The 21,233-nt window shown below is 60.1% G+C and carries 17 protein-coding genes; 11 read left to right on the top strand and 6 right to left on the bottom strand.

All coding sequences use genetic code 11. The annotated features are described in order from the left end of the window. The first annotated feature begins 2 nt into the window (after window positions 1-2). The 4 genes from ACRQ5Q_RS29320 (at window position 3) to ACRQ5Q_RS29305 (ending at window position 4,559) form a co-directional block, all read left to right on the top strand. Entirely contained in the window at window positions 3-1,076 is a 1,074-nt protein-coding gene (locus ACRQ5Q_RS29320) for an SDR family oxidoreductase (RefSeq protein WP_439393400.1), read from the top strand. A 10-nt stretch (window positions 1,077-1,086) separates the two neighbouring features. Beyond that, window positions 1,087-2,868 carry a glycoside hydrolase family 15 protein gene (locus tag ACRQ5Q_RS29315; RefSeq protein WP_439393398.1) on the top strand — a complete coding sequence of 594 codons (1,782 nt, stop codon included), beginning with the start codon at window positions 1,087-1,089 and terminating at the stop codon, window positions 2,866-2,868. Window positions 2,869-3,079: 211 nt separating this feature from the next. Then, on the top strand, window positions 3,080-3,733 hold the full coding sequence (locus tag ACRQ5Q_RS29310; protein ID WP_439399900.1) for a Crp/Fnr family transcriptional regulator: 654 nt from the start codon (window positions 3,080-3,082) through the stop codon (window positions 3,731-3,733). 106 nt (window positions 3,734-3,839) lie between these two features. Continuing rightward, window positions 3,840-4,559 carry a DUF4396 domain-containing protein gene (locus tag ACRQ5Q_RS29305; protein WP_439393396.1) on the top strand — a complete coding sequence of 240 codons (720 nt, stop codon included), beginning with the start codon at window positions 3,840-3,842 and terminating at the stop codon, window positions 4,557-4,559. Window positions 4,560-5,129: 570 nt separating this feature from the next. Here the strand turns inward: ACRQ5Q_RS29305 and ACRQ5Q_RS29300 are convergent. Further along, window positions 5,130-6,170, bottom strand: a complete 1,041-nt coding sequence (locus ACRQ5Q_RS29300) for an AI-2E family transporter (protein WP_439393395.1) — start codon at window positions 6,168-6,170, stop codon at window positions 5,130-5,132. Window positions 6,171-6,441: 271 nt separating this feature from the next. Between ACRQ5Q_RS29300 and ACRQ5Q_RS29295 the strand changes: the two genes are divergently transcribed. Next, window positions 6,442-7,653, top strand: coding sequence for an FAD-binding domain (locus ACRQ5Q_RS29295; RefSeq protein WP_439393393.1), 1,212 nt, complete (start codon window positions 6,442-6,444; stop codon window positions 7,651-7,653). 80 nt (window positions 7,654-7,733) lie between these two features. Further along, window positions 7,734-9,548 carry a chloride channel protein gene (locus ACRQ5Q_RS29290; protein WP_439393391.1) on the top strand — a complete coding sequence of 605 codons (1,815 nt, stop codon included), beginning with the start codon at window positions 7,734-7,736 and terminating at the stop codon, window positions 9,546-9,548. A gap of 49 nt (window positions 9,549-9,597) precedes the next feature. On the opposite strand, the gene ACRQ5Q_RS29285 is transcribed toward ACRQ5Q_RS29290, so the two are convergent. The 3 genes from ACRQ5Q_RS29285 to ACRQ5Q_RS29275 all read right to left on the bottom strand — a co-directional run bounded on the left by ACRQ5Q_RS29285 (window position 9,598) and on the right by ACRQ5Q_RS29275 (window position 12,857). Next, window positions 9,598-10,848 (bottom strand): cation:proton antiporter, encoded by a 1,251-nt coding sequence (locus ACRQ5Q_RS29285; RefSeq protein WP_439393389.1) that lies wholly within the window; start codon window positions 10,846-10,848, stop codon window positions 9,598-9,600. Between the two features lie 813 nt (window positions 10,849-11,661). Continuing rightward, window positions 11,662-12,147 (bottom strand): MarR family winged helix-turn-helix transcriptional regulator, encoded by a 486-nt coding sequence (locus tag ACRQ5Q_RS29280; RefSeq protein ID WP_439393387.1) that lies wholly within the window; start codon window positions 12,145-12,147, stop codon window positions 11,662-11,664. Window positions 12,148-12,254: 107 nt separating this feature from the next. Further along, window positions 12,255-12,857, bottom strand: a complete 603-nt coding sequence (locus ACRQ5Q_RS29275) for a hypothetical protein (RefSeq protein ID WP_439393386.1) — start codon at window positions 12,855-12,857, stop codon at window positions 12,255-12,257. A gap of 231 nt (window positions 12,858-13,088) precedes the next feature. Here ACRQ5Q_RS29275 and ACRQ5Q_RS29270 point away from each other — a divergent pair, with 231 nt between their 5' ends. The 5 genes from ACRQ5Q_RS29270 to ACRQ5Q_RS29250 all read left to right on the top strand — a co-directional run bounded on the left by ACRQ5Q_RS29270 (window position 13,089) and on the right by ACRQ5Q_RS29250 (window position 19,234). Next, window positions 13,089-14,420: a substrate-binding protein gene (locus ACRQ5Q_RS29270; protein ID WP_439393385.1), complete on the top strand. Its 1,332-nt coding sequence runs from the start codon at window positions 13,089-13,091 to the stop codon at window positions 14,418-14,420. 94 nt (window positions 14,421-14,514) lie between these two features. Further along, window positions 14,515-15,390: a branched-chain amino acid ABC transporter permease gene (locus ACRQ5Q_RS29265; protein ID WP_439393384.1), complete on the top strand. Its 876-nt coding sequence runs from the start codon at window positions 14,515-14,517 to the stop codon at window positions 15,388-15,390. A gap of 11 nt (window positions 15,391-15,401) precedes the next feature. Next, on the top strand, window positions 15,402-17,243 hold the full coding sequence (locus ACRQ5Q_RS29260; protein ID WP_439393383.1) for a branched-chain amino acid ABC transporter ATP-binding protein/permease: 1,842 nt from the start codon (window positions 15,402-15,404) through the stop codon (window positions 17,241-17,243). Then, on the top strand, window positions 17,240-17,938 hold the full coding sequence (locus ACRQ5Q_RS29255) for an ABC transporter ATP-binding protein (protein WP_439393382.1): 699 nt from the start codon (window positions 17,240-17,242) through the stop codon (window positions 17,936-17,938). Before ACRQ5Q_RS29260 ends, ACRQ5Q_RS29255 begins: the two co-directional genes overlap by 4 nt. Window positions 17,939-18,025: 87 nt before the next feature. Further along, window positions 18,026-19,234: an ABC transporter substrate-binding protein gene (locus tag ACRQ5Q_RS29250; protein ID WP_439393381.1), complete on the top strand. Its 1,209-nt coding sequence runs from the start codon at window positions 18,026-18,028 to the stop codon at window positions 19,232-19,234. A gap of 180 nt (window positions 19,235-19,414) precedes the next feature. Here ACRQ5Q_RS29250 and ACRQ5Q_RS29245 read toward each other — a convergent pair whose 3' ends face one another. Both ACRQ5Q_RS29245 and ACRQ5Q_RS29240 read right to left on the bottom strand, forming a co-directional pair. Next, entirely contained in the window at window positions 19,415-20,623 is a 1,209-nt protein-coding gene (locus tag ACRQ5Q_RS29245; RefSeq protein ID WP_439393380.1) for an MFS transporter, read from the bottom strand. Window positions 20,624-20,733: 110 nt separating this feature from the next. Continuing rightward, a complete protein-coding gene (locus tag ACRQ5Q_RS29240; protein ID WP_439393379.1) occupies window positions 20,734-21,216 on the bottom strand; it encodes a cupin domain-containing protein in 483 nt (160 codons plus the stop codon). Window positions 21,217-21,233 lie beyond the last annotated feature (17 nt).

The following is a 21,233-nucleotide window of genomic DNA, read 5'->3' as shown; positions in this document are numbered from 1 at the left end:
CAATGCAAAATCAAGTGAGCGCGCCGGAGCTACCGGCCCGGTCGCGCCCGGTTGTCGTGATCACCGGAGCGTCGGCCGGGGTTGGCCGCGCCATCGCCCATCGTTTCGGCCGTGCGGGGTATTCCATCGGCTTGATCGCCCGTGATGCGGACGCCCTCGAGGAGGTGCGGCGGGAGGTCGAGGAGACGGGCAGACGGGCCGTCGTGATGCCTCTTGACGTTGCGGATGCCGGCGCGGTCTTCGCGGCCGCGGATCGCATCGCATCGACCCTTGGTCCGATCGACATCTGGATCAACGATGCCATGGTGACGGTCTTCTCGCCGGTTTGGCGCATGACGCCCGATGAATTTCGCCGCGTCACCGAGGTGACCTATCTTGGCTTCGTGCACGGAACCATGGCGGCCCTGCGCCATATGCGCCCGGCGAACAGGGGCACGATCATCCAGATCGGGTCGGCGCTGGCCTACCGCGGCATACCCTTGCAGTCGGCCTATTGCGGAGCCAAGCACGCGATCCGCGGCTTCACGGATTCCCTGCGAAGCGAGCTTAGGCACGAGCAGAGTCGGATCAAGCTGACGATGCTTCAGCTCCCGGCGGTCAATACGCCGCAATTTGATTGGGCAAGGGCCCATATGCCACGGTCGCCCAGACCGGTTGCGCCCGTGGTCGAACCCGAAGTCATTGCGAATGCCGTCTATGAAGCGGTTCGACGGCCCGCGAGGGAGTACTGGATCGGCTTCAGCACTCTCAAGGTCATCTTCGGAAACATGATTGCGCCGGGACTGCTAGATCGCTATCTCGCCCAAACTTGCATCAGCGGGCAACAGACGAAGCGACCAATTGATGAGATGCGGCCGGACAACCTTGAGCAACCCGTGCGTGGCCTTCATCGCACCAGAGGCAGCTTCGATTCCGAGGCAGTCGACAGCGCCTTTGCGGCTCCAGCGAGCATGCTGCGGCTTGCGCCCATAGCGGCACTTTTGGGGACTGTAGCACTGGCGCTGGCGGCAGGACGCGCGACCCGCAGTACGAGGAGCAGACAAGTGCGTCGAGAGCGCCATTCGCAACTTGGATGAGTGCTTTCTCATGTCGATAAAGGCAATCGAAGATTATGGCTTGATCGGAGACGGGCGGACCGCTGCTCTGGTTCATCGCAATGGTTCGATCGATTGGCTGTGCTGGCCACGCTTCGATTCGGATGCCTGCTTTGCTGCCCTGCTCGGCACGAACGCGAACGGCCGCTGGAAGCTCGCACCCGTCGAGACCTGCACTTCATCGTGCCGCCGCTACCGCAATGACACGCTCGTGCTCGAGACACAATTCGAGGTGGCCACGGGCCATGTCCGGCTGACCGACTTCATGCCGATCGCAAATGGCGCTCCGACTGTGCTCCGGATCGTTCGGGGCCTTGCCGGGAAGGTCAGGTTGCGCAGCGAACTCGACCTTCGATTCGACTATGGATCCTTGAGACCAGCACTGGAGATCGATCGCGATCGAGCCGTCGCTGACGTTGGACCGGATCTCGTTGTCTTACATGCGCCAGAGCAGCTTTCACTGCTGGGCTCGTGCATCGTCACGGAAGCAGAAGTGAGCCAGGGCGATGAGGTTGCATTCTGCCTTCGGTACGGCAGCGCAACGGCGAGGCCACCGCCGCCTATCGCAGCGGGCGCGGCGCTGCGGGAGACGGAGGATTATTGGCGCAATTGGATCGCGAAGTTCGCTATCGAAACGCGATGGCCCGAGGCCGTAAAGCGCTCTCTCCTGACGCTGAAGGCGATGATCTTTCGCTCGACGGGCGGCATCATTGCCGCTCCGACAACCTCATTACCAGAGGCGCCGGCCGAGGACCTGAACTGGGACTACCGGTATTGCTGGCTGCGGGATGCAGCGTTTACCACGACGGCTCTGCTCGACGCCGGGTTTCACCAGGAAGCTAAGGCATTTCGGGACTGGCTTCTCCGGGCCGCCGGGGACGAACCCGACAAGATCAGGATCATGTACCGGGTCGACGGCTCGCGCAGGTTGGAAGAGTGGACCGCATCATGGCTGTCCGGGTTCGGAGGGGCAAAGCCGGTGCGAATTGGCAACGCCGCAGCCGCGCAACGGCAGCTCGACGTCTTCGGCGAACTCCTGGATTCCGTAGCCGCCGCGGCAAGGGCCGGCATCCTTCCGAGTGAACGCGAAGCTCATCTGATTACGTCCGTGATCAGCCATGTCGAACGGATCTGGCAAGAGCCAGACCATGGGCTTTGGGAATCGCGCGGAGATCCGCGCCACTACACTTATTCCAAGGTCTCGGCATGGGCCGCAGTGGATCGATTCATACGGCGCGAAGATCTCCATCGCGCCGCCGACGGTAACTTCCTTCATCGGATGATCAGTCTGCGGAACCGGATGCATCGCGAGATATGCGAGAAGGCGTTTGATCCGGGACGTGGTACGTTTGTGGACTATTACGGCTCCGACAGGGTCGATCCAAGTCTGCTGAAGCTTCCTCTGCTGGGATTCTTGCCTGTGACGGACGCGCGCATCGAAAAGACCATTGCGGCGGTCGAGCGCGATCTCGTCCGCCAGGGGTATGTCCATCGCGAGCTGTCGGGCGAAATTCGGCAGGGTGCGTTCCTTGCATGCACTGGTTGGCTCGCGGAATGTCAGCTGATGCAGGGAAAGCGGGCCGAAGCGGAGCGAACTTTCGCGCATCTCTTGGGAGCGCAAAACGATCTGGGGCTGTTGGCTGAGGAGTTCAGCGTTCAAGACCGGCGTCTTGCCGGTAATTTTCCGCAGGCTTTGAGCCATCTTGCCTTGGTTCGCGCGGCTCTGCGATTCGAGAACAAATCCTCTGATAGGGGCGAGGGACACGGAAACTAGTCGTAGAGTAGTGATGGAACCTTGGGCACCCGACTGCGTACTTTCCTAGTTCCCGGAAACGGTTCCTACTGTTGTGCGATGCGGGGAGCAGAGGAAAATGCAGGAAGGTCCAATAACGGGCCTGGTTCCGGAGCCAATCCAACCTGAAGGCAAACTTGGCAGGCCGACTCGAAACAGGCTGCTGCGATGCATCCCGGAGACAGAGTTGGCGGTGCTCCGGTCGATCGGGACACAGGTCGATATAAAGCCGCGTCAGGTGCTGCACCATTGGCGCTTGCCGATGGACTACGTCTATTTTCTCGATGACGGGCTCATATCGGTCTCCGCCAAGGTCGAGGCGGGTCGCTTCGTCGAGGCCTGGCTGGTCGGCTCCGAGGGAATGATCGGAGCCCCTTGCGTTTTGGCACCGGAAGATCCGATGCCCCCGCACCGTCGTGTTGTTCAGGTCGGCGGAACGGCTTTGCGAGTTCCGACAACGGCGTTTGTTGCGGCGCTCGACGACCTCGTCGCTCTTCGCGGAATTATTCTTCGTTACATTAATCTTGTGCTATTTCAGACTTCTCAAGTGGGAGCTTGCAACTCGTTGCATTCGGTTCGGCAGCGGCTGGGCCGCTGGCTCCTCGTCGCGGCAAACGCAATGGACTCGAACGAGCTGCCCATCACGCATGCCGTTTTAGCTCAGCTGCTCGGGATTCGCCGTGCGAGCGTTAGCGAGTGTCTCGAGACATTCGAAAAGGCGGGCGTAATCCGTAATACGCGCGCCGCGATAACGTTGGCTGATCGGGCCCAACTAGAGCATTCGGCGTGTTCGTGCTCTGCGTTGATACAGCGCGAGTACGATCGGCAGATCGGACGTTGTTTGTAGTCCTGCGTCGCGGGCTGATTGCATCCTGAAGCATCGGGACCGTAATTCATTCGATTGAACGAAGGCGCTCGCAGGGGCGTTCTTCTTCCCGAAAGGGAGAAGCGTCATGATCCCCATTTGGGTTCGCGACCTTGCACTGGCCTGTCTGGCCTTGGGATTTGTCTGCGCAATCATCATCGCGCTCGACCTGATCCGGCATCCTCAGCGTATGTGGATCATGAAAGTGGTCTGGCCAGTCAATGGTCTGTTCGGTACCGTACTGACCTTATGGCTGTACTACCGGTTCGGGCGCCTGGCGGCTCGCGATTTGGCCGCGCGGAATAAGGAGTCTAACAGCAAGAAGACACCGTTTCCGGTCATGGTCGCAAAAGGTGCCATGCATTGCGGGGCGGGATGCGCGCTGGGGGACATTATCGCTGAAAGTGTTGCGCTTGCCTTTCCAGTGATTGCGATCTGGGCTGGATGGAAAAGCCTCTTCTCGGAGAAGATGTTTGCGATCTGGGTGGTGGACTACCTGTTCGCATTCGTGATTGGCGTGGCATTTCAGTACTTCACGATCAGACCCATGCGCGACTTGTCACCGGGCGCGGGCTTCGTTCAGGCCGTAAAGGCTGACATGCTATCGCTCACCGCCTGGCAAGTTGGGATGTACGGCTTCATGGCCATCGCGCAGTTCGCAATCTTCAGGCATGTCTTCGGAGTGAGGCTCGAGCCGTCAATGCCGGAATTTTGGTTCGCGATGCAAATCGCCATGATCGCGGGTTTTTTCACGAGCTATCCAGTCAATTGGTGGTTGATACAGGCCGGCGTCAAAGAACGAATGTAGGCCTACGGTGCGTTCCTTGGCGATAAGCGAATGCCGTATCGATCGCGAGCCAGGTGTCATCTAATGATCTCTTTCAGGCGCACCGCATGTGACTCTCCGTTGCTCACTCAATCCGCGGAAGCCTTTAGAACCCAGCACCTTCGTGGACGTCGTTACAGCGTCACGATCAAGGTCTGGTGCCGCAGCCGCGGATCAAAATAATAAGCAGCAGATATAAGATCTAGCGGCCGCTGCACTGTGAATGAATGCGTCAGACATGTTGTTCCTGCCTCCGGCAGAGTTCGTATCTTGGCCCGGCGTGCGTCCGCTGGTGTCGAGCGCCGGGCACCTTGCCGTGAGCTTGAGGTTACCAATGATGATGCGCGCGGACCACGCCGTGATGATGACGCCTATAGTATCTTGGGGCCCAGCCGCAGCTATAGCGCCAAGGCGCGGTCCCCCAGGCGTACTGGTGCGGTCTCCAGCCATATCCGCTCCAGACTATGTCGCGCTGAAAACCGGCCCAGATTCGCGAGTGTACGAGACCGTACTGACTATGTTGCGGTCCGCGCAGTTTGGAGGTTTGTTCAACTAGGCGGCTTGCTTACGCTCGCGCTCCAAGAAGTCCTCGACATAGATCATGCGGACAGCAACGAGCAGGACGGCGATCAATGGAGTGGCGACGATTAGTCCGATCAACCCGAACAGCGTCCCCAGAACCGTCTGCGAAAGTATCGTGAGCGCCGGCGGCAAGGAGATCGTCCTCTTTTGTATCCAAGGAGCGATGACGTTTCCTTCCAACAACTGGATCGACAAAAACAAGAGTGCGACCCAGGCGGCAAGCGCAGGAGACTGAGCCAGAGCCACGAGGATGGCGGGCACGGCGCCCGCGAGCGCTCCGATGTAGGGCACGAAGTTCAGCAGGCCAGCCAGCAGAGCCAGTGAAAGCGCCAAAGGTGAGCCGATCAGAAAAAGCCCCAGGCCGAGGAGAAACCCCACGATCACCATGTCGATGAACTGTCCGAGAAACCAGAGTCTGAGGGTAGAAGCAAGTTCTCCGGCAACTTCCCGGCCGCGAGGTCGCCAAGTCGTTGGAAACAGACGCAGCGCTCCTTCCAGATACAATTGCGGTGATGCGGCCAGGAATATTGCTGTCGCCCCCACAACGATCAGGGTGCCACCGATGCCGAGAACCGAGCCAATGACGCCCGGGACGTAGCCCGTCAGGCCGGCGCGGAGAGACTTTCCGGCGATCTGCAGCTGTTGAGCGAAAACCGAGCCCCACGAGCTATTTGCCAATTCGGTCCAGATTCTTTCCAGCTGGGTTCTCAGTTGCTGACTGATTTCATCGGCTTGATTGAAGATAGCGCTACCGCGCCACCATAGCAGCGCACCTAACACGAGGCAGGTCAGGACGATGACGCAAACTAGCGAGATGGAAGGACCTGAGCGCAATACGCGCTGCACCGCATTGCTTGCACCGCGCAAAACGCAGGCAATGACCACGGCGCTGAACGTGAGTAACAAAATGTCGCGAAGCAACCAGACCGACGCGGCGAGAAAGAGACCGATCGCGCTTACCCGGAGGGTACGCTCTATATGTCGAACATGAGCTGTCAACTTGTCTTCCAATTGCTCTCCTTCACCGTGAAGGGTCCTGACTCAAAAACGGCATCTTCCTTGGTCTTGGACGCGGCTAGTCGGATGATTCAGGAGAACCGCCGCCGCGGCTGAATGGTTCGGCAAAGGACCCGTACGTCGCAAGGTTCGATCTTATTACTCCGCCGCTCCCTCACTTGTTCTTGCCGCCGGCGCAAAATGTGGCCCTAAGTCCAGGGAGCGTCAGGCCACATGGAGGATGGAGCGACGCGTTAGATGGCTGATGAGATCTGGAGCAGGGGGCATGAGAAGAGTTCTGATCTCCGGAGCTGGAATTGCCGGGCCCACACTTGCCTATTGGGTGAGGGCCGCGGGATTCGAGCCGATACTCGTCGAGCGGGCGCCTCTTCTGCGTAGCGGCGGCTATGTCATCGACTTCTGGGGACTGGGCTATACCATCGCCGAGCAGATGGGATTGCTCTCGGAGATCAATCGCGACGGCTACCACGTGCAAGAATTCAGAATCGTAGACCAGGCCGGCCAGCGACTGACCGGCTTTGGGACCGGCGTCTTCGCCGAGTTGACCAGCGGGCGATACGTTACCCTTCAGCGTAGTCACCTCTCGCGGCTGCTGTACGAGCGGATCAACGGGCGCATTGAAGCCGTTTTCGGCGACGAGGTCGTGCTCGTTGAAGAAAAAGTCGATTGCGTCGAGGTCTCACTGAAGCATGGCGGCAAACGAAGATTCGATCTTCTCGTCGGCGCGGACGGACTGCATTCGGCTGTCCGCAAGCTGGTTTTTGGGCAGCAGGTGCAGTTTGAGCGGTATCTGGGCTATGCCGTAGCGGCATTTGAAGCCCGTGGCTATCGACCACGCGACGAAGACGTCTATTTGATCTATGGCCAGCCGGGCCGGATGGTTGGCCGCTTTACCCTGCGAGACGATCGTACTCTGTTTCTCCTGGTGTTCGCCCACGGCGCAGTGTTGCCGGAGACCCCTGGAGCGCAGAAGAGGCTCTTGCGCGCAATCTATAGCGGGCACGGCTGGGAATGCGAGCAGATGCTTGATGAACTGGACCGCACGGAAGAATTCTATTTCGACGCGGTCAGTCAGATCAGGATGCCGAATTGGTCGAGAGGGCGGGTGGCTCTTGTCGGTGACGCCGCCTTCTGCGTCTCGCTCCTGGCAGGCCAGGGCTCGGCGCTGGCCATGACCTCCGCCTATGTGCTGGCCGGCGAACTTGCGGCCGGCGGCGACGATCATAGGGAGGCGTTTGCCCGATACGAGGCTCGGCTGGCGCATTACATACGACGAAAGCAGCAGGGAGCCCAACGCTTTGCCGGAGCGCTGGCACCGCGGACACGCTCCGGAATGATCTTCCGCAACCTCGTGGCCAGGAGTTTTTCAGTACCTGGCTTGGCGAGGCTCGCAATCGGCAGAGACATCGCCGACGAACTCGAGCTTCCTGATTACCATTGGCCGGGCGTGGGGCGCGAGCCCTGTAAGCGCGCCTGACGACCGCTAAGTGGACGCGCCGCAAGGAACCGTCTTTCGGAGCCCGCAGTTGATGTTCTGTCGTGCGCCAGAGTGACGAGATGCCTTCAGTTCTGACTTACGGGACAAGAAAGTCCCTGATCGGGAAACAGGTTAAGCTTGCAGAGGAGCGGAAGGTCAGCCTTCTGGTGCTTTGCGCTCTTGCCCTTGCAATTGGCGTGATGACTGGACTTGGCGCCGTTGCTTTTCGCGCCTTGATCGGCCTCGTGCACAACTTGTTCTACAAGGGCGCTCTGAGCTTCGCTTATGATGCGAACGTCACGGAGGGACCCAGTCCTTTCGGCCCCTTCATTCTATTTGCTCCCGTGATCGGCGGCCTCATCGTCGTCTTTCTCGTCAAACGCTTCGCTCCGGAGGCCAAAGGCCACGGCGTGCCGGAAGTGATGGATGCCATATTCTACAAGCGCGGGAAAATTCGCGGATCAGTCGCCTTGGTCAAGGCTCTGGCCTCAGCGGTTTCAATTGGAAGTGGCGCCGCCGTGGGACGGGAGGGTCCTATCATTCAGATAGGATCAGCCCTCGGTTCGGCCTTTGCCCAATTCATCGGGCTGTCGACTCGGCAAAGGATTACTCTTCTCTCCGCCGGCGCCGGCGCGGGCATTGCCGCAACCTTCAACACACCGCTCGGCGGCGTGTTGTTTGCTCTGGAAATTCTACTGCCTGAAGTATCGAACCGGACGTTCCTTCCGGTCGTCGTGGCGACGGGAGCCGCGACCACAATTGGGCGCATCCTGATCGGTCCGGATCCAGCCTTTGCGGTGCCGGATATTCAGTTCAGCATGGTCGCGTCATTCAACGGGCAGGAAGCGATGGCATTCGTCCTGCTCGGTGTGCTGTCTGGCGCTGCAGCCTGGGCGTTCATCCGTCTGCTGGTGTTCATGGAAGACGGTTTTCCAAAGCTGTCCAGCAACGAGTACGTTCAGAACTTGATCGGCATGACGTCGATCGGCCTGTTGATGGTGCTTCTCGCCGATCTCTTTGGTCACTCCTACATCGACGGAGTGGGCTACTCGGTCATCCAGGAGATACTGGACCACAAAATGACGGCGGCGGGTTTGCTGGCCCTGCTGTTCGCCCTGAAGCTGATTGCCACCACGGTGTGTCTGGGCTGCGGCGCGTCGGGCGGGATCTTTTCGCCCTCGCTTTACCTTGGCGCAACCCTGGGGGCCGCTTTCGCCGCCGCCAGTAGTTCTATCCTGCCTCATTCAGGCCTCACGCCATCTTCCGCAGCTATTGTGGGGATGGCGGCCATCGTCGGGGCGGGAACTGGCGGCGTCATGACTGCAATCGTCATGGTTTTCGAGATGACACGGGACTACGCCATCATTGTTCCGGTGATCGTCGCGGTGGCTTTGGCAGCAGGCATAAGGCGCGCACTGATCAACGAAACGATCTACACGGTCAAGCTGCGCCATCGCGGACGCCGCATTCCCAAGGAACGGCACATCAATCTCTATCTGGTGAAGCAAGCCCGGGACATCATGGAAAGGCGCTTCTTGATCGCCAAGGTGGGAACGACGCTTAAGCAGGCCATGGCGGCAGAAGACATCGATGATGCGCTTCCGATCGTTGTCGAACGCGAAGGCCGAATTGTCGGCCTGATCCCGCCGCGCTCCGGTTTATGGGCGGAGTCGCAATCCAATCCGACCCTCGTCGTCGAGCATTTCGTCGAACGTCGAATGGTCATTTGCCGCGATCAGGACCTTTTGAGCGTGGTCTTCGCCAGGCTGAAACGCCATCAGGCCGGCGCAGCGATCGTTGTCCACTTCGCCTCACGGCCGCGCGTGAGCGATATTGTCGGGGTCCTCACGAAGCGGGTGATCGCGGATGCCGTCATCGACAGCTATGAGGACTGAGCCAAGCGAAATGAGGCGCTTCTCCGTCGGTTCATAATTGAGACGAGATCTATCGTTCTACCGTCTTCTTCGCCACCCAACCCAGGGTCGAGCCTTGAACGATGATGCTGAACAGGACGATTGCATAGGTCGAAGCAAGCATGGCGGCCTTGGCCGGGCTATCCGGTACCGACAGGGCCAATGCAACAGAGATACCGCCTCGAACGCCGGCCCAAGTGAGAAACGGTGCATTGCGCAGGGACAGCAGCTTCGTCCATCCAAACAAAAACGGCTGGACTGAAACAGCGACAAACCGGCCGAAAAGAACGATGGGAACCGTGACTGCCGCGAGACCGAGGCTGCGAAGGTCAAAGCGCAATATCAGGGTTTCCAGCCCGATAAGCAGAAAAAGGACCGAGTTGAGGATCTCGTCGATGAGGGTCCAGAGCGCAAACAGATATCCTTGTGTCCGCTCGCTCATCGCATATCGTGGTCCGCGGTCTCCGATAAGAAGGCCGGCGGCGACCATGGATAGAGGTCCGCTGACCTGCAGATGCACCGCAAGTGCATAAGTGCCGGTAACCAGCGCAAGAGAGATCAGGACCTCGATTGCGTAATCGTCGATGAGCCGCATCGCGCGATATGCCAGATAGCCGGTCAACGAGCCGAGCACGAGTCCGCCTCCAGCTTCTCGGATCAACAACTCCACAACATCTCCAGCGGTCACCTGAGCGCCACCACTCGTGGTGGCAAAGCGGAGCATGATCGTGAACAGAACAATCCCCACCCCGTCGTTGAATAATGCTTCGCCCTCGGTCTCGATCTGCAGCTCCTTTGGTATGTTGGTGTTGCGGAGGGTGCTGAGGACAGCCACAGGATCCGTCGGGCTGATCAATGCGCCAAACACGAACCCCCACGCGAGCGAAACGGGTAGGTTCATGAGGCCGCAGACGATCCAAAACATCAGGCCGACGAGTGCCGTCGAGATCGAAGTGCCGAAGACAGCCAGAAGAAGCACCGGAAATGCGCGGGTCCTGAGTGTCGCGAGATCTACGTTCAGCGCGCCAGCGAACAGCAGAAATGCAAGCATTCCGTTGACAACGACTTCTGCAAAGTCGATCTGCCGAAGCCAATCGGTGAGTTGGTGGAGGAGCCGAGCAGCAGGGTAAGCCGCATCAACGGCGATCAAAAGCAATGAGGCGAGGATACTCATTACGAGCAATCCAACAGTGCGGGATAGCGGCAGGTATTTGTGATTGAGCCAGCTGAACACGGCCGAGAGGGTAAGCAGAACGGCGGCAATATCCATCAGCGAGAGCATGGGCATTCCGTTTTAGCGAACGATGCAATCGAGGAGCGGACTTGCCGCATCATGCGCATACGACGGCAATCAAACAGGATAGTCATATTGCCAAGTGTAGTCGATCTTGGCCGCCGAGCTGCAAAAAAGTCGAGCCCGTAGCCGTTTCATAATCTCTGTCGTCTCTAAGGGTCTGAGCGGTTACGCGAAGCTTCCATTTCCGGAACATGGTACGATGGCGCACCAATACTCCTCGGCAAGATATCATCTTACAAAGCCGACGGGCCTGTTTGCGGAGTAGTGGTCGACGGGCGTTTGGACAACCGCGACGCCGACTCCTGCTGCTCATTACCGTGGATGCAGGAACACGCCGCTCTAGCGTCCTGAGAATGTCAATGATGGAAACCACTCCAAAGAAAAAGCGTCGCCGAACAAAGCAAGTCAGATCGCTTTCTGAGCGTCTCCTAGCGGTTGCAGAATTGGCAAGGTCAAAGGCTGACAAAATGCCGCGCGGGCCGGAACGCAATGTCTTGCTGCGCAAGGCTCGCGAGGCTGAGATCACTTCACAGCTTGAGGCGTGGATCAGCTCACCTGGCCTTCGGCCGCCTTCCTGAAGATGTCTAGTGCCGCCTATGACCGACCGTGGGACAGTGATGTTCGGAACGTTTTGCCCCGTAGCAGGGTGTGGACAGGAGTGTACCGCAACACTCCGCGTCTCCTTAATTTCTCGACGCGCTTGAATAGTCCGAGCTTTTCCACGGAGGTCGCCTGCGACGGCCTTGATGTTGATGTTGAGCTGACTGGCAATCTCCTTGTTGCTGAAGCCTTGTGCGATCATGAATTCGAACTACTCGGGTTTCGAAACGACTTCAGCAGGCGGCTCAAGGCCGGGCTGGCGGCGCGGCGAAGCTCCTCAAGGTTCTTCTGCGACAGGGCCCGAAGCTTCTGCTCACCTGTTTTAGTCAGCTTGAGGTGCACCCGTCGAGCATCCTCCGGGTCCGCAACGCGGCTAACAAGTCGAAGTTTGGCGAGCCGATCGATCAACTCGACAGCTGAGTGATGTCGGATCAGGAGAAACCGTGCGACGTCCCCGACCGTCGCCGGCCCTGCAGGAACAAACCCCTTGATTCCGAGCAGTGCCTGATGCTGCCTCGGGGTCAATCCCTGCTGCGCAGCGGCCGCTTCGCTGAACGCGAGAAAACTCCTGATCTGAAATCGGAACTGCGCCAGGGCCGCGTAGTCCGAGTCGCGCATGGTCCGGCCAGTCGTCCGCCGAGGGAGCGTCTCCTTGACCCGCTGCGCCTTCTTCCCTCGAACCATCCCGTAGAGTTCCGATCTCGCCGCCCATGAGACAACGTTAGTCGAAAGTAGCAGAGGGCGGTCCCTTCGACCATTGGTCGGGGAGGCGATACACAACAAACGGCGGTCTATTCGATGCTGGACAGCAGGATTTTGACCAAGACGATCTGAAAGGCGATCGGAATCCGGACACTCTTCCGCCGGATCGATCGCTGGAGCGCTCCGACGACCTCGGCGCTGGTCAGGGCTCCGGCGCAGGCGTTGGCGATCAGCTCGCTCCACATCTGCGACAACGACCCGCCGGCCGGGATCCCCCGCTTGATTGTTACCCCGTGGCCCTCGGCCCAGTCGACGATCTCCCGCAGAGTATGCGGACCGCAATTGCGGGTGGTTGCAAGGCGGTCGGCCGTCAGCGCGAGCAGCAATTCGCATGACGGTGACCAATCCCCCTTCGGTGGCTGTTCGCCGATGACCTCGACGGCGAGTTCCTTGAGCACATTCTGGGCGCGCACGCTCAATCGCTTCGTCGACGTCGGCGAGGGTTCTCGTTCGCGCGCGGGCCGTTCACGCGGCTCGTGGGAGGCTTTGCCGGACCGCGTCGGCACATGCTGGTCGCCTGCGGCACCGGCAGACAACGAAGCGTCCCGCTGCTCCGGCCGCCGCGACCAGGACCGTTGCTTGACCGCGCTTGCCGTCGTTGTCTGCCGCATCATCTCGCTCTCGACCGCCAAGCTCCTACTCACAAAGACTAATATATATCGTGACACGATATGTTTTCACACGATAATTTCTTTCGTTCGACCAAAGGCCAAATTGACAGACGGCGTTCCCAGGCAATGGTTATGTCCAAGAGCTACACGCGGACGTGACGAGCCTGGCGCGGGCGGTCCCCTCAGGGTGGGTTCCCACCGGACAACGCGTGTCTTGCCAGGAAGCAAGAACGACATTCGGAGGAAATGATCATGACTGACGATATCATCCGTCGCGGTCTCTCGCGCCGTAGCCTGCTCCACAGCACGGCCGGTCTCATTGGCGGCTCGATGCTGCCGGCGATGCCGGCCTTTGCCGAGGATAAACCGATCGGCACATTTCCCGCCGGTGTCTCGGGTTCCACCGCCTTTATAGGAATTTCGGTGCCGCGCACCGGCACCTATGCCGTGCAGGGTGAGGACGAACTCAAGGGCTATCAGCTCGCGATCGAGCACATCAATGAAGGACACGAGCTGATTAAGAAGATCTCGCCCAAGACGAGCAAGGGCGTGCTCGGCAAGGAACTGAAGTTCGGCGTCGCGGATTCCGCGGCCAAGCCGAACGAGGCTGTTCAGGCTCAGCAGCGCTTCATCAGCGAAAACAAGGCGATCATGATCACCGGTGGCACTTCGAGCGCCGTCGCGGTCGCGCTCAACAAGCTCGCCCAGCGCGAGCATGTGATCTTCGTCTGCGGTATCTCCGGCTCGAACGACACCACCGGCAAGGATTGCGTTCGCTACGGCTTCCGCCAAAATTTCTTCGGCCAGACCGCAGCTGCCGCGATCGGACCGGTGATGGTGAAGGAGTTCGGCAAGGGTAAGAAGGCTGCGTACCTGACGCCCGACTACACCTATGGCCACACCGTGACGAAGTCGATGCAGGATTTCTTGGCGGGCGCCGGCTGGACCACTGCGACCAACCAGGTTGCGCCACTCGGCGCGCCCGACTACTCGTCCTATCTGCTCAATGTCGCCAATTCCGGCGCCGACGTGCTGATCAATGTCAATTGGGGCCACGACGCGGTGCTGTCGACCCAGCAGGCCAAGCAATTCGGCGTGCTCGACAAGATGAAGCTGGTTGTGCCCTACCAGGTGCCCTTCATCGCACGCGAGACCGGCGGCCTGATGCAGGGGGTTTATGCCGCGACCGATTATTGGTGGACGATCGAGGACAAGTTCCCGCTCGCCAAGATGTTCAACGAAGCCTTCGAGAAGAAATACGGCTACAAGCCCGAATGGGGCGCCGAGAACGCCTATGTCAGCTTCGCGCACTGGGCCCGCATGTGCGAGGAAGCCGGCAGCTTCGATCCGCCGGATGTAATCAAGGCCTATGAGAAGGGCGAGACCATCCCCTCGCTGGTCGGCGAAGTGCACTACCGCCCCGAAGATCATCAGTGCGTCCGCCCCGTGATCATCGTCAAGGGCAAGCAGCAGAAGGACATGAAGAACAAGGAAGACTGGTACGACGTCGTCGAGATCGTCCCGGGTGAAGGCCTGATGCAGAAGCCAGACGCCTTCGGCTGCCATCTCGGAGACTACACCTGATCCCGAACTAACCCCTGCGACGCCGTAGGCCGACCTCCGGACCTGCGGCATCGCCTTTTTTGACGCGACGCCGCGTCACAACAGCGATCGTCGCATGATCAGTTGGCCCAATCTGATTTCTCAGCTTTTCAACGGGCTCGCGCTCGGCGCCCTGCTCGCGCTGATCAGCTCCGGCTTGACCATCATTTACGGCACGCTCGGCGTGCTCAACCTCGCGCATGGCGCGATGTTCATGATCGGCGGCTATGCCGGCTTCGTCGCCTATCAATACACGGAATCGTTCATCCTCGCCGTCATCGCCGGCTCGCTTTTCGTGATGCTGCTCGGCGTCGCGATGGAGCGCGTCATTATCAGGCACTTCTATCATCGCCCGCATGAGGATCAGCTGCTGGTGACGTTCGGGCTCGGCATCTGTTTCGTCGAGCTCGTGCGCCTGATCTTTTCGAGCCAGTCGCAGATCGTGCCTCCGCCGGCGTTGTTCCAGGGCATCACCAATCTCGGCTTCATGTTCTATCCGACTTATCGCCTCGCCGTGGTCGGCATCGTCGCGATCGCGCTCGGCGCATTGTTCATCATTCTCTACCGCACCCGGCTCGGCATGATCGTGCGCGCCGGCATCGAAGATTCGGTGATGGTCGATTCGCTCGGTATCAATGTATACCGCGTCTTCATGATCGTGTTCGGCATCGGCGCGATGGCGGCGGGCTTTGCCGGCATCGTCAATGCGCCGGTGGTGTCGCTGACCCCTGGCATCGGTGACGACATCCTGGTCCAGACCTTCGTGGTGGTGGTGATCGGCGGAGTCGGCTCGTTCCCTGGCGCGATTCTCGGTGGCCTGATCGCCGGCGAGATCATCAGCGTCACCTCCATGTTCAACCCCGGCTATGCCTATGTGATGCTGTTTGCGGCGATGACGCTCGTGCTCGTGGTGCGACCGCATGGCCTGCTCGGCGTGCAGGGCCGCGAATAAGTGATCCGCTGATGCTCAAGCAACGCCCGCTCCTGATCGAGACACTGACGGCCGTCGGCCTGATCGTGGCTCCCTTCGTGCTGCCGCATCTCGGCTTCGCGCCGAACACAGTGAACCGGATCCTGGTCTGGAGCCTGTTCGGCCTCGGCTTCGACATCCTGTTCGGCTTCACCGGCCTGCTGTCGTTCGGCCAGTCCGCCTTCTACGGCACCGGTGGCTTCGTCGCCGCCTATCTGCTGACCCGCGCCGGCTTTAGCAACGTGCTGGGCGCGCTGGTCATCGGCATGATCGCGGCGGCGGCGACCGGCTATCTAATTGGCCTGATCGCGCTGCGACGCACCGGTATCTACTTCGCCATGATCACGGTGGCCATCGCGGAAGTGTTCTACTTCATCGAGTTCAATCCGCTCTCGGATTTCACCGGCGGCGAGAACGGCCTGCCGGGCGTGCCGATGCCGAGCTTCAATCTCGGCTTCACTACCGTCCATTTCACCGATGGCTGGTCTCTCTATCAATTCATCGCACTGTGCTATTTCATCGGCGTCATCATCGCGCTTCGTATAGTGCGCTCGCCGGTCGGCGCAATCCTCAGCGCCATCAGGGACAATCCGCTACGCGCCACCGCCGTCGGCCATAATATCCACGGCTATAAGCTGACAGCCTTCGTGATCGCAGCCGCCTATGCGGGCTTCGCCGGCGGCCTGCTCGGCGTGCTCCAGGCTTTTATGCCGCCCGACGCTTTCACCTTCGACACATCAGGTCAGTTGGTGATGCAGACAGCGATTGGCGGCCGCGGCACGCTGTTCGGCCCGCTGGTCGGTGCAACGGTCTGGCTGTTCCTGCAGGACTTCCTCCAGTCGGCACTGGGCCTCGGCGCGGCCTGGAAGCTCGTGCTCGGCGTCGTGTTCGTGCTGCTGGTCTGCTTCCTGCGCGGCGGCATCATCGGCGGCGTAGTCGATCTCTACGGCCTCGTCTCGGGCAAGCGAGCCCGGAAGGCCTCGGAGACGGAGGCGGCTGACGTCGAGGCGCCACTGCAAGCTCCGCCCGCGCCGATGCGGGCCAAGGAGGTCGAACATCCCGTCTATTCCGGCCCTATTTTGAAGGCGACCGCTCTCACCAAGCGCTATGGCGGCCTCGTCGCCAACAGCGACATCGATTTCAGCGTGAATCAAGGCGAGCTGCGCGGCATCATTGGTCCCAACGGAGCGGGCAAGTCGACCTTCTTCAAGATGCTGACCTGCGAAATCGCGCCGACGTCGGGGCAAATCGTGTTCGAAGGGCGCGACATCACGGGATTGAAGGTCACCGACGTCTGCCAGCTCGGGCTGACCAAGAGCTACCAGGTCAACCAGCTCTTCACCGGGCTGACCGTGCGGCAGAATCTGACGATCGCAGCCCTCGCCGAGCTGCGCGGAAAATTTCGGCTCGACCTGTTTCGGACGCTCGCCGGCGTCAAGGGCCTGACGGAGCAGGTGGAGCACACGCTCGCGCTGGTCAATTTGACCCGCCGCGCCGACACGCCCGTATCCGAGCTCGCCTATGGCGAGAAGCGCAGGCTGGAGATCGGGCTTGCGCTCGCGACGTCCCCGCGCCTCCTGCTGCTCGACGAGCCGCTCGCCGGCATGAGCCCGCGCGAGCGGGTCGACACCGTCAAGCTGCTCAAATCGATCGGGCGCGGCCGAACCATGATCATCATCGACCACGACATGGATTCGCTGTTCGAGCTGGTCGAGCGCGTGACCGTGCTGCAGGAGGGCCGCGCGCTGGTCTCCGGCACGCCCGAGGAAATCAAGGCAAACACCACGGTGCAGGAAGCCTATCTCGGCGGCGTGCACGGAGAGATCGCCGCATGAGCCTGATCGAGGTCGATGGCCTGAACAGCTATTACGGGGACTCGCACATCCTGTTCGACGTCGCCATGCATGTCGAACGTCACGAGGTCGTGGCCTTGCTCGGCCGCAACGGCGCCGGCAAGAGCACGACACTGAAGAGCCTGATGGGCGTGGTGACCCCGCGCAGCGGCAGCGTGAAATTCGACGGCATCGATATCTCAGGCCGCCGGAGCCACAAGATCGCGCAAGCCGGCATGCAGCTGGTGCACGAGGAGCGTCGCATCTTCGGTAGCCTGTCCGTGGAGGAGAACATCCTTCTTGCCGGCATCACCGCGCCAAAACGCTGGCCGCTCGGGCGCATCTATGAGATGTTCCCGCGGCTAAAGGAGCGGCGCAGCAACCGCGGCACGGAGCTTTCCGGCGGCGAGCAGCAGATGCTGGCGATCGCTCGCGCCCTGGTGCGCGATCCCAAGATCGTGCTGCTGGACGAGCCGTTCGAGGGCCTCGCGCCCGTCATCGTCCACGACCTCGTCAAGGCCTGCCGCGAGCTCGCGGCTGCCGGCCAGACCATCGTCCTGGTCGAGCAGAACCTGGCGGCGACGCTGGCGCTGGCGAGCAGGATCTACATCATCAACAACGGCCACATCGTGCACGAGGGCCCGGCGCAGGAGCTCAAGGCCCATCCTGAGCTGCTCCAGCGCTACTTGGGCGTCTAGTTGCTCCCATCGGCGATGACTGAACCAGACGCTATCTAGAGCTGAAGCAACGTCGGACCAAATGTCCAAAAATAAAGGAATCTTCAAATGAGGTACATCGCGACAAGGACCATCACCTGGTTGCTCACTGCGTCCATGGCAGCGACGACAGCAGCACACGCTGCAGAAAACAAGGTCGTGATCGGCGATATCGACGACATGTCGGGACTCTATGCGGACGTGATCGGCCCCGGTGGCGTCGAGGCTGCGAAGATGGCAATTGATGATTTCGGCGGCAGCGTGCTCGGCAACAAGATCGAGTTCATGGTATCCGATCACCAGAACAAGCCCGACGTAGGTGCCCAAAAATTCCGTGAATGGGCGGATCGCGACGGCGTTACGATGATTCTTGGCGGATCAAACACGGGAGTCAGCCTGGCGATGAACAATGTCGCTATGGAAAAGAAGATTCCTTTCATTGCCATCGGCGCGGCCGGCGCGTCGCTGACCGGCAAGGACTGCACACCCTATACCGTGCATTACGTCTACGACACGACGGCGCTCGGCAACGGTACCGCTAAGACCATGGTGAAACAGGGCGGCAAGACCTGGTTCTTCCTCACGGCCGACTACGCCTTCGGCAGCCAGTTGCAGGACTCCGCCTCGAAAGTAGTCGAGGCCAATGGCGGCAAGGTGATCGGCGCCGTGCGCGTTCCGCTCTCCACGTCGGATTTTTCGAGCTACCTGCTCCAGGCGCAAAATGCCGGTGCACAGGTGCTTGGACTCGCCAATGCCGGCAACGATTTCACCAATTCGATCAAGGCTGCCGACGAGTTTGGCATCGCCAAGACGATGAAGCCGGCCGCATTGCTCGCCTTCATCAGCGACATTCACAGCCTCGGCCTCAAGACTGCGCAGGGCCTCTATCTCACTACTGCCTGGTATTGGGATCTCAACGACAAGACCCGCACCTTCGCCAAGCGCTATTATGAAAAGACTAAGCGCGAGCCGACAATGAATCAGGCGGGTTATTATTCGGCGACTGTGACCTACCTCAACGCCGTCAAGGCCGCCGGCTCGACGAATTCAGAGAAGGTGATGGCCGAGCTCAAGAAGATGAAGATTGATGACGTGTTCACCGGCAACGGCAAGATCCGCGCCGATGGCCTGATGGAGCATGAGATGTATATCATGCAAGTAAAGAAGCCCGAGGAGTCCAAACAGCCCTGGGATTATTACAAGCTGGTGCAGACTATGTCGGGCGAAGAGGCATTTGGGAAGTTGTCCGAATCGGCGTGCCCCCTGGTTACGCACTGATGGTCGCGGCTGAAAATATGCTTGCTCAAACATTAGCACCCACAATGCGCCAAATCGATAAGCGAACTGCCTTATGGACCCGATCATCGAAGATCCTTCAGCACAATCACTTCGTCACGAACTGCTTTATCCTTGGCTGCCAGCAATATCTCCAGGGCAGCCTTGATCACTCGGGCCAGGCTATAGCCTTGCGGACAGCCTCACCGTGAGCAGCGCGGCTATTACTAATGCGCCGGTTACGCCGAACACACAGGCCGTCCACCCGAATGAGTCGAACAGTCGGCCTAGAACGGCGGTGCCCACCATGCCTCCAAGGAAATAGCAGGCGAGATAGGTGCCGCTCGCGATCCCCCGGTTTTTAGCCGCAGCTTGACCGACGAAACCGGTCGCAGCGGCCTGCGCAAAGAAGGTCCCGACGCCGACCAGGACCATTCCAGTCAGAACCTGAGGCAGATGAGACGTCAGCAGCAGGGGAAGGCCTACGGCGGCGACGCCGAGGCCGATCCAGACAGTCAAACGACTGCCGAGCCAAACGGCGACCTTCCCGGCGAGTAGTGTCGTCAGAATCGACGGCAGAAAGACGAAATAGACAAAACCGAGGTCCATCATGCCGAGGGACAGCGGCGGTCGCACCAGAACGAAATTCACGAACGTGAAGGTGCCGATAAAGGCGAACAGAATGCAGAAACCGATGCCGAACGCAGCGCGCAGCCGTGGCGTCCGCCAATGCTCGAGCAAGGCGTGAACGGGTGAGGCGTTCGTGGTAACCGACTGCATCGGTCGCACGCGGTGTATGGAGAAGTAGACCAACGCGGCGCCGGCGAGGTTTAGGGCAGCGAAGAAATAGAAGTTCCATGCAAGGCCAAGATTGTCGGCAAGCGCGGCGGAGATCAATCGGCCAATCAAATTGCTGGCCACGTTACCCGTGATGTAGGCGGCGAATGCTCCGCCGGCATCCATCGCGCTGCACTGCTCACCGAGGTAGGCAAGCGTCAGGGTGAAGGCGGAAGCCATAAAAAGACCCTGCGCGACGCGCAGCATGGTGAAGACTGTGATGTCAGGCGCTATCGCAAGCAGACTTGTCGGTATCGCCAGCAGGGAGAGGCTGAGAAGGATGCCGAGTCGTCGATCGATATGCGGACTCAAGAAGCCTACGACGAGGCTTGAGATTGCCATTCCAAACGTGCTGGCGTTGACCGCAAATCCCATCGCGGCGGGGGTCACACCATAGTGCCGCGTAAGAGACGGGAGAATCGCCTGGGTTGCGAACAGGTCGACGACGGTCAGGAATGCGGTCAGCCCGATCACGAGTGATCGGAGCGCAACGCCCGGCGAATGCTCGTGCATCTCGGCCGCAACCGGCTCCATGCTCGTGGACAGATCGGTCATTGCGTGACGTCTCCTCATTTCGAAAGAGGATGTGACGCCCGGCGTGCTGGGGAGCACGGGGGATCCCGGGTCGTCACATCCGGTAACGAGGCTGGGGCTGGTAGCGCTCGTTACATGTTGTGGTCGGCCGGATCCTTGCGGACGTCGCCGACATACAGGATGACCGTTTCCTTCCCGAGGTTCTTCCACCAGTGTGAGGTCCCGAACACTTCGGGGCGGAGGTCGCCGGCCTTGTGCACGATCGGGTCGATGCAATTGGAAGCGTATTCGACGATTTCGCCCTGCTGCACAAAGATCAGTGCCGGCCGGTCGTCGTGGCTGTGCCAGGGGACAATGCCGCCAGGCTCAATGGTCAGCTTGCGGAAACGCAGCTCACGACCCTCGATGTGCGCCGGCTGTTTGCCGAGGTCGATTGAGCCGAGCGTGACGTCGGTCACGCCAACGGGCTTGTAGTCGACCATCGGCTGAGCATCCGGCTTGATCTTGCCGGCCGGACATTCGCCCGCGAACACCGGCTGCGTCGTGAGTGTGAGCGCGCCGACGAGGGCAGCACCGGTCCAGATCGCATGCGATAGCTTGAAGTTCTTGAACATCGGGAGGTCTCCTGTGT

It is taken from the genome of Bradyrhizobium sp. PMVTL-01 (assembly GCF_051861855.1).
Classification (GTDB): Bacteria; Pseudomonadota; Alphaproteobacteria; order Rhizobiales; family Xanthobacteraceae; genus Bradyrhizobium.
The sequence above is the reverse complement of the archived record's forward strand: the minus strand, read 5'-3'. Positions and strand labels throughout refer to the sequence as shown.

Bases quoted from the DNA above. Each gene is read 5' to 3' on its own strand.
- ACRQ5Q_RS29280 (WP_439393387.1), bottom strand. From the start codon at position 12,147: ATGGTTCGAGGGAAGAAGGCGCAGCGGGTCAAGGAGACGCTCCCTCGG.
- ACRQ5Q_RS29295 (WP_439393393.1), top strand. From the start codon at position 6,442: ATGAGAAGAGTTCTGATCTCCGGAGCTGGAATTGCCGGGCCCACACTT.
- ACRQ5Q_RS29255 (WP_439393382.1), top strand. From the start codon at position 17,240: ATGAGCCTGATCGAGGTCGATGGCCTGAACAGCTATTACGGGGACTCG.
- ACRQ5Q_RS29245 (WP_439393380.1), bottom strand. From the start codon at position 20,623: ATGACCGATCTGTCCACGAGCATGGAGCCGGTTGCGGCCGAGATGCAC.
- ACRQ5Q_RS29250 (WP_439393381.1), top strand. From the start codon at position 18,026: ATGAGGTACATCGCGACAAGGACCATCACCTGGTTGCTCACTGCGTCC.
- ACRQ5Q_RS29240 (WP_439393379.1), bottom strand. From the start codon at position 21,216: ATGTTCAAGAACTTCAAGCTATCGCATGCGATCTGGACCGGTGCTGCC.
- ACRQ5Q_RS29320 (WP_439393400.1), top strand. From the start codon at position 3: ATGCAAAATCAAGTGAGCGCGCCGGAGCTACCGGCCCGGTCGCGCCCG.
- ACRQ5Q_RS29260 (WP_439393383.1), top strand. From the start codon at position 15,402: ATGCTCAAGCAACGCCCGCTCCTGATCGAGACACTGACGGCCGTCGGC.
- ACRQ5Q_RS29285 (WP_439393389.1), bottom strand. From the start codon at position 10,848: ATGCTCTCGCTGATGGATATTGCCGCCGTTCTGCTTACCCTCTCGGCC.
- ACRQ5Q_RS29305 (WP_439393396.1), top strand. From the start codon at position 3,840: ATGATCCCCATTTGGGTTCGCGACCTTGCACTGGCCTGTCTGGCCTTG.
- ACRQ5Q_RS29270 (WP_439393385.1), top strand. From the start codon at position 13,089: ATGACTGACGATATCATCCGTCGCGGTCTCTCGCGCCGTAGCCTGCTC.
- ACRQ5Q_RS29265 (WP_439393384.1), top strand. From the start codon at position 14,515: ATGATCAGTTGGCCCAATCTGATTTCTCAGCTTTTCAACGGGCTCGCG.
- ACRQ5Q_RS29290 (WP_439393391.1), top strand. From the start codon at position 7,734: ATGCCTTCAGTTCTGACTTACGGGACAAGAAAGTCCCTGATCGGGAAA.
- ACRQ5Q_RS29315 (WP_439393398.1), top strand. From the start codon at position 1,087: ATGTCGATAAAGGCAATCGAAGATTATGGCTTGATCGGAGACGGGCGG.